This is a genomic window from Ameyamaea chiangmaiensis (genome assembly GCF_013376175.1).
Lineage (GTDB): Bacteria > Pseudomonadota > Alphaproteobacteria > Acetobacterales > Acetobacteraceae > Ameyamaea > Ameyamaea chiangmaiensis.
This window is the reverse complement of the sequence record NZ_JABXXR010000019.1, coordinates 24,405-35,602: the sequence shown is the minus strand read 5'-3', so window position 1 is coordinate 35,602 and position 11,198 is coordinate 24,405. Positions and strand designations below refer to the sequence as shown.

Genomic DNA, 11,198 nt, shown 5'->3' with positions numbered 1-11,198 from the left:
GACTGATCGAGGCGGCCGGGTTGATCGGCGACCGGCAACTGGCGTCCGAATACCGTTCCACCCTGCTGGATCGCTTTTTCGCCACGTTTCGCAAGGGGCGTGGCAGCACGCCGGCCGCACCGGCGCGCTCGGCGGTGGCAAGGGTCGCGTTCACCGGCGACGCCGTAGTGCGCGAGCGCCTGCGCATCCTGACCGCCATTCTTCTGACAAACCCCGACCTTTTGCCAGAGGTTGAAGACGCATGGTGCCGGCTGACGTTGCCGGACGACCTGCATGCCCTCCGCGCCGGGTTGCTGGAATTTGCGGCCACGGGCGCGGCGCCCGACGGTTTGCGCGCATGGCTCGATGCTCACGGGCTGGGGGATGCGGCGCGCGCGTGTCTGGATGACGCACGCCTGCCGGTGTCGATCCGCGCGCGCGATGACGACTTGATGCCGCTGCAGGCGCGCCAGCGTTGGTGGCACTATTACGGGTTCCTCAATTTCGAGCGGTTTCAGGAAGATGTGCATCGCGACGCGCGCAACATCGGCTCGCTGGACGCCGTTGGTTGGGCGGGCTTGCAGGCCAGGCTGATGGCCTTGGAGGCGCTGCGGCGCGGTGATGTCGAGCCGGACCCGTGATCGGGTGAAAATGCCACGGAAACCGCGATTTATGCGGCTTGGATGATGTCCGGTCTTGACTTCGCGCGCGGGATCGACCACCTGCACTCGATCCTTTCAAGGCCGGACGCAGGACGGACGGGGCGGCGTAGCCGTCCCTCGGTTGGCGGTTTGATGGGCGGGCTGGCCGTCGCGGGGGCGTTTTGCCGCCGATGATGGCCGGGGGACTGAGAGCAGGAGTTGGGTCTGGCGATGGCAACGAAGACGGCGACGGGAAGCGAAACGAATGCCGCAGAGCAGGACGGCGACACCACACTGCTCGATACCCAGTCGGGTGCCGTCAAGAGGCTGATCGCCAAGGGCCGCGAGCGCGGATACATCACGTTCGATGAGCTGAACGCCGTCCTGCCGCAGGACCAGATGTCGTCCGAGCAGATCGAGGACGTGATGGCTCTCCTCTCGGAGATGGGCATCCAGGTTGTCGAGAACGAGGACAACGAGGAAACCGAAGCCGCCGCCGAGGACGAGGAAGAAAAGGAAGCCGATTCCGAGACCGAGGCCGAGGAAGGCACGCCCGCGCCGACCGTCGACACCGAAAGCCTCGGCCGCACCGACGACCCGGTGCGCATGTACCTGCGCGAAATGGGCTCGGTCGAGCTGCTGTCGCGTGAGGGCGAGATCGCGATCGCCAAGCGTATCGAGGCCGGCCGTGACGAGATGATCGGCGGTCTGTGCGAGAGTCCGCTGACGCTGCGCGCGATCATCTCATGGCACGAACGCCTCAAGGCTGGCGAGATGCTGCTGCGTGACATCGTCGATCTGGAGGCGATGCAGGCCGGGGGCGACCCGGAAACCGTGGGTGAAAGCGAAGGCGAGGACACAAGCGAGAGTTTCGACACCGCCGAGAGCAACGACGAGGAAGCGGAAGAAGGCGAGGGCTCCGGCCTGTCGCTGTCGGCCCTGGAAGAGAAGCTCAAGCCCGAAATCCTGGCGCGTTTCGATGAACTCGAACCTCTGTACGAACGTCTGCAGGGGATGCAGTCCGAGCGGATCGCGGCCCTAGCCGCCGGCGGTGAGATTTCCGCCGAAGCCGAGCAGGCGTACGAGGACCTTCGTCAGGAGCTGGTGCGTCTGGTGGAGCAGGTTCATCTGCACAACGCCCGTATCGAGGACCTGCTTGAGCATCTGAAAGGCTATTTCCAGCGCCTCAACGGCTTCGAGGGCCGTATGCTCCGCCTGGCCGAGAGCTGCCGCGTGTCGCGCGAAGACTTCCTGATCAAGTATCGCAACCACGAACTTGATCCGAACTGGATCGAGACGGTCTCCGCCCTGCCGGGCAAGGCGTGGAAGAACTTCGTCGCCCGCCACTCCGGTGCTGTCGCCGACCTTCGCGGCAACGTCGCGCAACTCGTCTCGGAAACCGGCCTGCCGGTCAGCGAGTTCCGCCGCGTGTATGCCACGGTGTCGCGGGGCGAGCGTGATTCGGCGCGCGCCAAGAAGGAGATGATCGAGGCCAATCTGCGTCTCGTGATCTCGATCGCGAAGAAATACACCAACCGCGGGCTTCAGTTTCTCGACCTGATTCAGGAAGGCAATATCGGCCTGATGAAGGCGGTCGACAAATTCGAGTATCGTCGCGGCTACAAGTTCTCGACCTATGCGACGTGGTGGATCCGTCAGGCCATCACCCGTTCGATCGCCGATCAGGCCCGCACCATTCGTATTCCGGTGCACATGATCGAGACCATCAACAAGCTGGTGCGCACGTCGCGCCAGATGCTGCATGAGATCGGCCGCGAGCCGGCGCCCGAGGAACTGGCCGAAAAGCTGGGCATGCCTCTGGAAAAGGTGCGCAAGGTTCTCAAGATCGCCAAGGAGCCTATTTCTCTCGAAACGCCGATCGGCGACGAGGAAGACAGCCACCTCGGCGACTTCATCGAGGACAAGACGGCCGTCATCCCGCTCGATGCGGCGATCCAGACCAACCTGCGTGAGGCGACGACACGGGTTCTGGCATCCCTGACCCCGCGTGAGGAGCGTGTCCTGCGCATGCGCTTTGGTATCGGCATGAATACCGATCACACCCTCGAGGAAGTCGGGCAGCAGTTTAACGTCACCCGCGAGCGTATTCGCCAGATCGAGGCCAAGGCGCTGCGCAAGCTCAAGCACCCCAGCCGTTCGCGCAAGCTGCGCTCGTTCCTCGACGACAACTGAGCGGCATAGGACAAGGAGCGCCCGAGGCTATGGAGACCGGCCCGGCAACGCGCATCGCCGTCGATGTCACGTTTCTCGAGATGACGGAGCGCCCGACGGGCGAGCGGCCATGCCTGCCGCCGGGATGGTCGGTCAGGAAGATCGCATCGCCCGGCGTGGCGCTGTATCGCGATCTTTATGGCACGGTCGGGCACGATTATTGCTGGTGGCTGCGTCAGACGCTGGCCGATGCCGATCTTGCGGCACTGCTGGCGCTCCCGGAGATCGGGCTATACGTCCTGTATGACGATGACCGGATCGCCGGTTTTTTCGAGCTGGACGAGCGTATCCGGGGTTCCGTCAACCTTGCCTATTTCGGTTTGATGCCGTCGGCCATCGGGCGCGGGGTCGGGCGCGCGTTTCTGGCTGCAGCCGTGGACGCGGCCTGGTCGTCAGCGCCGGTGGTGGTGCGCGTCAACACCTGTACGGCCGATCATCCCCGCGCACTCGGCACATATTGCGCGGCGGGATTTCGTATCGTGCGCGTCGTCCGCGAGCTCTGGGATATTCCCGACCGGCTTGGCCTGCCAATTCCCGACCGGCTGCGTGCCTGACCGTAGGCCTGTCGGTTTTCTCTTGCGTCCTTCGGCTATGTGTGGTTTACGCGCGGCTTCCCTGCCGGGCGAGTGGCATCGCGCCGGCTATACCCGTGTCCTGTGGAAAGGACGCTTCGATCCGGTCCGCCGGACGTCGCAGGGTTGAACCTATCCGAAGGGAGCATTCATGCCATTGTACGAAACCGTGTTCATCGCACGGAACGACGTCACGCAGCAGCAGGTCGAGACCGTTGCTGACGAGATCAACACCCTGCTCGAGGCCGATGGCGGATCGATCCGCAAGCGCGAGTACTGGGGCCTGCGCACGCTGGCGTATCGCATCAAGAAGAACCGCAAGGGGCATTACATGCTGCTCGGTCTTGATGCGCAGCCCGCGACGATCAAGGAGATCGAGCGTCAGCTGAGCCTCAACGAAGACATTCTGCGCGTTCTGACGCTGCAGGTCGAAGAGATCGACGAGGCGCCGTCGCCGGTTCTGTCGCGCAAGGGCGAAGAGCGTGGCGAGCGTGGCGCTGGCGGTGGTTTCCGTGGGCCCAAGCCCGCCGGTCGCTTCGAGAGCGGTCGTGGTAGCGCCGGTCGTCGCAACTTTGATGACCGCGAGGAATTCCGCGCCCGTGACGAGCGTGAGACCGTTGCTGAAGGGGAGCAGGGCTGATGTCCGACGATAACACCGAAGTCAATCCCGCCGCCCGCCGCCTGGCTGTCGGCGCGCGCCGCCCGTTCCATCGTCGTCGCAAGTCGTGCCCGTTCTCTGGCCCGAACGCGCCAAAGATCGACTACAAGGACGTGCGTCTCCTGAGCCGCTTCCTGTCCGAGCGCGGCAAGATCGTGCCGAGCCGTATCACGGCCGTGTCCGCGAAGAAGCAGCGTGAACTGGCGCAGGCGATCAAGCGCGCGCGCTTCCTCGCTCTTCTTCCCTACGTCGTAAGCTGAGGGAGACGCGATCATGTCCGCAGTTGAACTGATCCTGTTGCAGCGTGTCGAAAACCTCGGCCAGATGGGCGACCTCGTGAAGGTGAAGCCGGGCTATGCCCGTAATTACCTTCTGCCCCAGGCCAAGGCGATCCGCGCAAGCAGTGCGAACCGCGAGCGTTTCGACCGTGAGCGCCAGCAGCTCGAAGCAACCAACATCAAGCGTCGCGAGGAGGCCGAGCGCCTGTCCGAGCGCATGCATGGTCTGTCGGTCGTCCTGATCCGTCAGGCAGGTGACAGCGGCAGCCTGTATGGCTCCGTGACGACCCGTGACATCGCCGAGGCCGCTACGGAGGCTGGCCTGACCGTCACGCGTCAGCAGATCGTCCTCGATCAGCCGATCAAGGTTCTGGGTCTGGTGACGGCACGCGTCATTCTGCATCCCGAGGTGTCGATCAACATCACCGTCAATGTCGCACGTTCGGTCGAGGAAGCCGAGCGTCAGGCCCGCGGTGAAGCCATCGGTGTCGAAGACGAAGACGAAGACGAGGATGAGGCGGTTGTCGAAGACGTCGCCGAAGCCTCTGACGAGATCGAAGTCGAACACCCTGCTTCCTGATTACGGTTGATCGCCTGAGATGAAGAGCCCGGGGTCGAAAGGCCCCGGGTTTTTTTGTGATCTGCCAAACCTTTACCCGTTCCTTCATTTTGGCCATGCTCTCCCGGCTCTGAGATGGGAGAGGAACTGGCCATGGCATTCCTGACCGAACTGGTGTTCAAGCGGCTGATCAGGACCGGCACCCTTTTCATCGCGTTTCCCGAGGGGCGAATACGCCGGTTTGGCACTGGTCGGGCACCAGTTGCAGGTATGCGTATCAACACCAGTGCGGCCGAGCGCGGACTGGTGCGCAACCCGGGACTTGCGTTCGGCGAGTCGTTCATGGACGGCGCGATCGAGCCCTTGGATTGCTCGCTGTATGAGTTGCTGTACGTCCTGATGACCAACATGAACGACGACGGCCATGTCGTCGAACGCGTCGCGGCAACGGTGCGTTATGCGCGCCGCCAATGGTCGCAGTTCAACACGCATCGCTCGTCACGGCATAACGTCGCGCACCATTACGACCTGGGCAACGATTTCTATCGCCTGTTTCTCGATGATGACTGGCAGTACTCGTGCGCCTATTTCCGCACGGGGAACGAGACGCTGGAACAGGCCCAGCGCGACAAGAAACTCCATATTGCCGCGAAGCTCAGGCTCGATCGGCCGGATCTTGAGGTTCTTGATATCGGCTGCGGGTGGGGCGGCATGGCGCTGACGCTCGCGCGTGACTTCGGTGCTCGCGTCACCGGGATCACTCTGTCCGACCAGCAGCTTGATGTAGCACGCGAGCGGGCGGCGAAGGCTGGTCTTTCAGACCGGGTTCACTTCGAAAAATGCGACTATCGCGACGTGGCGCGGCGCTTCGACAGGATCGTGTCGGTCGGTATGTTCGAGCATGTCGGCATTGGCCATTTCCCGCGCTTTTTCCGCATGATCAGGGACTGCCTGCGTGACGATGGTGTCGCGTTGGTGCATTCCATCGGACGCAAGGACGGTGCGGGTTCGACCAATCCATGGATCGCTAAGTATATTTTCCCTGGCGGATACGCGCCGGCCCTCAGTGAGACCCTCACTGCCGTTGAACGGTCCGGCTTGTGGGTTACGGATTGTGAGGTCCTCAGGTTGCATTACGCCCACACGATCGCCCTGTGGCGGGAGCGTTTCGAGGCACAGCGCGACGGCATTCGGGCCATGTATGACGAACGATTCTGCCGGATGTTCGAACTCTACCTCGCCGCCGCGGAACTGTCTTTCCGGGTGCAGGGACACATGAACTTCCAGCTTCAGTTGACGCGGGACATCCTGGCCGTGCCCATAACCCGTGACGCCATGTTCAGCGCGGAACAGGCTTCCGGCTGACGATGAGGGCCTGGGGAGGAAGGTCCTTGGCATCGACAGGATCTTCGCTCTTCCTGTTCGTCTCCGGGGCCTGAAAAATGGCCTCCTGCCCTGGTGAGACCAGGTATGGGCCACCCGCCAAAATCCGCAGACTAAGCATACTGATCGAGTTACTTGTACGTCGTCCCAGCGGCAGCAGCGCCTGTCCGTCCGTCCAGCGCGCATCCGTCCGTCCGGGAGCGAGCGGGTACCAGCCTGGATGGTTCTCCTTGAGATGGTGCGCGATCTCACGCCGATGTCCGGCCTCGTTCAGGATAACCTCGCCAACCAGAACGCCCAGCGAACGCGCCTCGGCCTGCGGCTGGCTACCGGTTTCGAGGGGAGTCGTGACATGGGAGACCACCCAGACGGCCTCCACTCCCGACGGCAGCATGAAGGTTCGCAGACCGCCCACGCGCTTGGCCTGCCTCAAAACGCGTCCTTTACTGGTGACGAGCATCAGGCCGGGGTCGTCGGTCAGGCGCGGAGCCCCGTCGTCGGGGTGAAGGTCCAGTGCGCGCGCGCGACTGGCCAGTTCCTGATAAATCGGTGCTATCTTGGCCGGGTCGGTGCAGAGAGGGGCCGCTGCATCACGCTCCCACGTACAGGACGAATCCGTTCCGCCGACAATCGTGATCGGACCGGCGTCCGGATGGGCGGCCTTGGGATGCGCCGCGGTTGGGGTGCCGTTGGCCAGCAGGACGAGATGGTCGTCCGTTTCGACATGAAAGTAGTCGTAGCTGTCGGTGGACATGTCGAACGTAATCGATATGCCGTTCACCAGCATGCGCGCGGGCATCAGTCGTCCGCCGATTTCGACGCAGTGGTCGGGGAGAACCTTCATGTCCTTGTAAGGCATGTCATGCCGCAGGGCGTGCCGACGAATGATGACAGGATAGCCGGCCTGATAAGGCGGAAGATGGCGCCGCACGGACACGCGGCGGCGCTCCACACGGCGGATCGGATGATGATTTCCGCCTTGCGCGGCATGGGCGACCGCCATGTCGCCGGGCATCAGTTCTTCGACCAGTACTTCGCCACGTTGGGTCCGCACGTGTGAGCCGGGGAAGAAACAGATCTTGGCGCCTGGGTTGGCGTCGGAGACACCATAGAAAACCTTGCTGCCCAGGCCTTGCGCGTCGGTAATGATACGATACGGATTACCAGACAAAATGACGCTCGTTCCGTTGCGGGAATCACTGATGTTGCGGCTTGTCAACTGCGTTCTGTTCGTCCGCGCGTCATAGACGGCATCTACGGACGTGGCCTGGCTGAAAATAAGATCGAGGTGCGAGGTGACCTGCCCTCCGTCTCCGGCCTGCGCCTCCGTCACCTCGAGAACCGGCGTGGCCTCAAGTCCGGTTCCAAGAATTACCGTGGCGCCCCCTGAGCGGATGAAAAGAGAGTTGAGGAGCGCATGCTTCTGGGTAGATCCGTCAATCTCCAGCGTGCCGCCGTCGATTTCAAGAGACGCGAGAGCACGCAGCGCTGAAAACTCCCCGGTCAACTCCAGATGGGCGCCGTTCGATACCGACAGCGCCGATAAAGTCTCAAGTCCCGTAAAATCGGCAATACACGCACGCATGTCCGGATCAGTGAGCGTGATGTGCGAAATCGTGGCCGCATCGGTCAGGGCTGCGGGTTTGACAAAAGTCGAATAGGCCGTCTGACCGGTCGCGGAGACGACTATCATACTCATCAAACAATTTCCTTCGGTGCCGACAATCCGTCTCTACCTGAGCTGTCTCTGTGGTTGCCCGACGTGAAACACCTGTCAGTGCCATGGTGCCTCTGGCGACACCTCTCGTCTATCGGACCATGACGGCAGGGCGAGACAATACTTAATAGCATGTATCGAGGGTGACAGAGTTTGTTCTGTATCAATCAGCTTTGACCAATTCATGTGAGGTGCGAACCATTCTCACCGAACGTCTTTATAAATGCAAACGTGTTCCTTTTTACAGCTACATAGCACGCGCGACGATACTGAAACTGCTGGACGTCACTGTTTTCATTAGCGTCTTCGCTGCCGACCACAACGCCAAAACCGTAACGAAACATTACTATTTTCTGGCAAATCACGTCTGCTTATCAAATTTCGCTTATATATTCTTTTGCAATGACAAATATGTGAATTATTTGACGGCAGCGTCGATATTCTCGCGAGTATTATTGTCGATATATTTAAACAGCTAAACTGTTCTGCGTCATTATGTCGCTGGTAAGCGGCCTCGCTACCATCCATGGACTGTCGCGAGGTAGGGACGATCGGTCAGTCTTCCGTCGCGCGATCGACCGAACGTCCGGCTTTCTCGAGCGGCCCTTTCGGTGGATCGAGTGTGTCCTGCACCTTCTCCCCAAACGTCCGTTTGTGTTCCTTGCACGCGGTCAGACTCAAGCATGGCACCGAGACAGCCAGCATCATAATTAGAAACAAGCGCATTAGGTTCTCCTTCACTGCATGTGTACGTAAGACATTTCCGCGCGCGAAAGTTTCCCGCCATGGTCGATCCGGCCGTTCTTTCCGCGTCACGACAGCAGAGGTATCGCGCGGAGACGGGTCATCAGGTCGGTCATGATCCTGCGCAATGGCGCGAAGCCTCCATGACACTCCAGAGTGCGCTCGTTTATATAAAGACGCCGTGCAATCTCGATTTGCACAACATGTATCCCCGCGTTCGGCCTGCCGTAATGGCGTGTCACGTACCCGCCGGCATAGGGGATGTTGCGATGAACGCTGAGCCCGTGGCCGCGCAGCACGGCCTGTACGTGGTCAACGATAAGCCTGGAGCACGCTGTGCCGAATGCGTCGCCCAGCACGATGTCGGCTACGCGCTGGCCCTGCCGCGACGGCATGGAGTGCATGTCCAGAAGAAGACACCCGCCGGTTCGTCGCCGCGCCTGATCGATCAGGTCGCTAAGGGCGCGATGATAAGGCACCCAGCATGTCAGAATTCGCTGTTCGATCTCGGCAAAGCGCAGCTTGTCCCGGTATATGGGCTGGTCGATGGAGACAAGCCGCGCGATGGTCCCGAACCCCGATTTGGCCCGAGCGCTCGACGTGTTGCACCACGCGGGAACCGCATCGAGGATCATCTCGGGATCAATCTCCCAGGCCTCGCGATTCACGTCGCAAAACGCGCGGGGGAAGTTTGCGCTCAGCAGAGGAAGGCCAAGTGCGGGAGCCTCGCCGACAAGTTCGTCGACAAAGCAGTCCTCGCTGCGTCTGAGAGCTAATCGCGCAAGCCGTGAGGCCTTGAGAAAGGCGTCAGGGTAGTCCCGGCCCGAATGCGGTGACGCTACGATCAGAGGGGACGTGCTGTCGGCAAGACCGACGAGTGAGAAGGGAGTGGCAGGCCGGTCCACGAACGTTATCAAAGTCCCAGACAGTGAGGTAAGGCGTAGCCTCACCTTACACCTTTCGACGGAATCGACAGGTTCTTTGTACCGCGCCGGTCAGCCGCCGACCCGGGCGCCGCAATAACCGGCTCAGAAAAAACGACCCCCGAAATTTTTTTGCTCCACCTGCTTGCACTGCGCCGGGCACGCGGGTAGAAGCCGCCTTACGGACCGGATGGGCGCATAGCTCAGCGGTAGAGCACTACCTTGACATGGTAGGGGTCACAGGTTCAATCCCTGTTGCGCCCACCATCCGGTCCGTGAAAAATACCAGACAAATAAACAGAAATTTCGTAGTCAGGACTTGTTCTGCAAGCGGGCGTCAGCGCCTCGGGAAAGCCTGCGCGCGCCATAGCGGTCGGGGCCGATCGGTCAGATCGTCTCTCCACACGTGTCGTGATCGTCATCGTCTCGTGGCGGAAAGGTGATGACCATTGGCTGGCGTTGTCGCCACGTCCGCTCTTACAGACGCGGCTCTGACCTGAAGCGCATCTATGCGACACAAACCCCGTGGTAGAATTCGTCGGCCATCGGCTGGGCGAAGAGCGCGAACCAGGACACGGCTCACCGTATCAACACGGCGAGACACGCCGTCCGGTCGACGTCAGCGAACGCAGCGGCTTCAGACCGGCACGGCTCAGTATGCGCCCGGCGCTCCCCCATAGGATCCATAACCACCGCGGTAAGGTGTCGCTCCCATTGGCGGTTGCGGCGGCGGACCCATGGGCTGCACACCGGGTGGGCCGCCAGATTGCATACCCATCCCCGGCACCACGTTGCCGTAGGTCACCATGCAGGCGGCATAGGTGTTGTCATATTGCATCTGAATGCCGCCCTGAGCGCGCGTCGACGATGCCGCCGCCATGCCGCCCCCGACCAATGCGCCAGCGCCGGCACCGATGCCCGCCCCGGTTCCCGCGTAGGACCCACGCCACGGGCCACCATAGGCCGACCCGACCGCCGCACCCAGGCCTGCGCCGAGTGCCGTCGGGATCAGCGCTCCCAACACGGCGCGCCCATTCGCCCTGGCCGCCTGTCCATTTACCGCGCGGGTCGCCTGATATTTGCAGAACGTCGATTCCTGCGTGAACTGGGCAAACGCCTTACCCTGCGCGGGCACGACCGGAACCATCGGCCCTTGCGGCGTCTCCGCGCAGGCTGACAGCAACATGATGATTGGGAGGAGGGGGAGGGGGAGGGCACGTCGGATCATGGGCAATCGATTGCCGAGACGAAACCGAAAGGCAAGTGTCCGATCGTAATCGCCTGTATCGACGTGCCGTCACGCGGGATCGCGAGCACGCGGTGTGTTCGGCGGCGAACGCCGGAGCCCTCTAGGATCGCAAAAACTTCATCACAAAATGCATTTCCTTACGAAAAACGATCGACTCAGTCACATTGGATAGTTTTTATTAACTATCTGGTGCACTGTGCGCCGATTAACGAATGGCAAATCAGGGTGAGGGGCAGGGCCGCCGTATCAGCCGTCTGATGCGT

General features: G+C 61.6%; 9 protein-coding genes, 1 tRNA gene and 1 pseudogene. 8 read left to right on the top strand and 3 right to left on the bottom strand.

The features are described from left to right. The 7 genes and pseudogenes from HUK82_RS04785 to HUK82_RS04755 form a co-directional block, all read left to right on the top strand. Window positions 1–620, top strand: a pseudogene (locus HUK82_RS04785) (DNA primase); the annotation flags it as partial. 231 nt (window positions 621–851) lie between these two features. After that, window positions 852–2,813, top strand: coding sequence for an RNA polymerase sigma factor RpoD (gene rpoD, locus HUK82_RS04780; RefSeq protein WP_176612855.1), 1,962 nt, complete (start codon window positions 852–854; stop codon window positions 2,811–2,813). Window positions 2,814–2,842: 29 nt separating this feature from the next. Further along, window positions 2,843–3,406, top strand: a complete 564-nt coding sequence (locus HUK82_RS04775) for a GNAT family N-acetyltransferase (protein ID WP_176612854.1) — start codon at window positions 2,843–2,845, stop codon at window positions 3,404–3,406. Window positions 3,407–3,575: 169 nt separating this feature from the next. Next, window positions 3,576–4,064, top strand: coding sequence for a 30S ribosomal protein S6 (gene rpsF, locus HUK82_RS04770; protein ID WP_176612853.1), 489 nt, complete (start codon window positions 3,576–3,578; stop codon window positions 4,062–4,064). Then, window positions 4,064–4,342, top strand: a complete 279-nt coding sequence (rpsR, locus tag HUK82_RS04765; RefSeq protein WP_176612852.1) for a 30S ribosomal protein S18 — start codon at window positions 4,064–4,066, stop codon at window positions 4,340–4,342. Before rpsF ends, rpsR begins: the two co-directional genes overlap by 1 nt. Window positions 4,343–4,355: 13 nt before the next feature. After that, window positions 4,356–4,940 carry a 50S ribosomal protein L9 gene (rplI, locus tag HUK82_RS04760; RefSeq protein WP_176612851.1) on the top strand — a complete coding sequence of 195 codons (585 nt, stop codon included), beginning with the start codon at window positions 4,356–4,358 and terminating at the stop codon, window positions 4,938–4,940. Window positions 4,941–5,072: 132 nt separating this feature from the next. Next, window positions 5,073–6,284, top strand: coding sequence for an SAM-dependent methyltransferase (locus HUK82_RS04755; RefSeq protein WP_176612850.1), 1,212 nt, complete (start codon window positions 5,073–5,075; stop codon window positions 6,282–6,284). On the opposite strand, the gene HUK82_RS04750 is transcribed toward HUK82_RS04755, so the two are convergent. Together HUK82_RS04750 and HUK82_RS04745 are read right to left on the bottom strand one after the other, a co-directional pair. Continuing rightward, window positions 6,259–8,001 carry a Hint domain-containing protein gene (locus tag HUK82_RS04750; protein ID WP_176612849.1) on the bottom strand — a complete coding sequence of 581 codons (1,743 nt, stop codon included), beginning with the start codon at window positions 7,999–8,001 and terminating at the stop codon, window positions 6,259–6,261. The two genes, HUK82_RS04755 and HUK82_RS04750, sit on opposite strands and share 26 nt — an antisense overlap. An 830-nt stretch (window positions 8,002–8,831) precedes the next feature. Further along, window positions 8,832–9,668 carry an N-formylglutamate amidohydrolase gene (locus HUK82_RS04745; RefSeq protein ID WP_176612848.1) on the bottom strand — a complete coding sequence of 279 codons (837 nt, stop codon included), beginning with the start codon at window positions 9,666–9,668 and terminating at the stop codon, window positions 8,832–8,834. 210 nt (window positions 9,669–9,878) lie between these two features. Between HUK82_RS04745 and HUK82_RS04740 the strand changes: the two genes are divergently transcribed. Beyond that, a tRNA-Val gene (locus HUK82_RS04740) sits at window positions 9,879–9,953 on the top strand. A gap of 385 nt (window positions 9,954–10,338) precedes the next feature. Here HUK82_RS04740 and HUK82_RS04735 read toward each other — a convergent pair. Next, window positions 10,339–10,872: a glycine zipper family protein gene (locus HUK82_RS04735; protein ID WP_246495444.1), complete on the bottom strand. Its 534-nt coding sequence runs from the start codon at window positions 10,870–10,872 to the stop codon at window positions 10,339–10,341. Between the last annotated feature and the right edge of the window lie 326 nt (window positions 10,873–11,198).